This window comes from Tardiphaga robiniae (genome assembly GCF_001618955.1).
GTDB classification, from domain to species: domain Bacteria; phylum Pseudomonadota; class Alphaproteobacteria; order Rhizobiales; family Xanthobacteraceae; genus Tardiphaga; species Tardiphaga robiniae_A.
In genome coordinates, this window is record NZ_LVYV01000048.1 from 1 (window position 1) to 510 (window position 510).

The window sequence follows — 510 nt, forward strand, 5'->3', positions numbered from 1 at the left end:
GATCGGGCCCGCCGAGCCCCTCCCAATGGGCGGCGTCCCAACGATCCGGCTTGGTCAACCACCAGGCGAGACTCGCTCCCGCCACCACCAGCAGGACCAGACCAGAAAGCAGATACCTCGCACGCCGGCCCATGGGCTCCTCTTGAGATCACGAATGCGGATGACAACGGCCGGTGGGCTTTCGACCTGCTTGCGGAGAGATCGCGCCGGCGAACCGGCGCGCTTCAAAACGGGTTAGAAGAACCGTCTGATCGTCAATTCTTCTGCAGACGGTAGGGCTCGTGACAGCTGCGGCAGTCCTTTCCGAGAAGGCCGGGTGCGGCGCCGACACCGGCCTGATCTGCGGGCAGTTGGGCAAGGATCTTTTCAGCGTCACCGCCGAGCTTGGCGGCCTTTTCCTTGAAGTCCTCCATGTTCTCCCAGATTTTCGGGCTCGCTTCGGTTTCCATTCCCGTTTCAGAGCCGGCCGGGAAGTGATTCGGGAAGACCTTCACCGTCTCGCTGATCGTC

The 510-nt window shown here is 62.5% G+C and carries 1 protein-coding gene and 1 pseudogene; both read right to left on the minus strand.

Annotated features, from left to right (window positions below):
• Positions 1 to 133: pseudogene (locus A4A58_RS30490) on the minus strand (diacylglycerol kinase); the annotation flags it as partial.
• Positions 134 to 254: 121 nt separating this feature from the next.
• The coding region (locus tag A4A58_RS24085; RefSeq protein WP_081422038.1) for a c-type cytochrome at positions 255 to 510 on the minus strand (256 nt) is incomplete at its 5' end.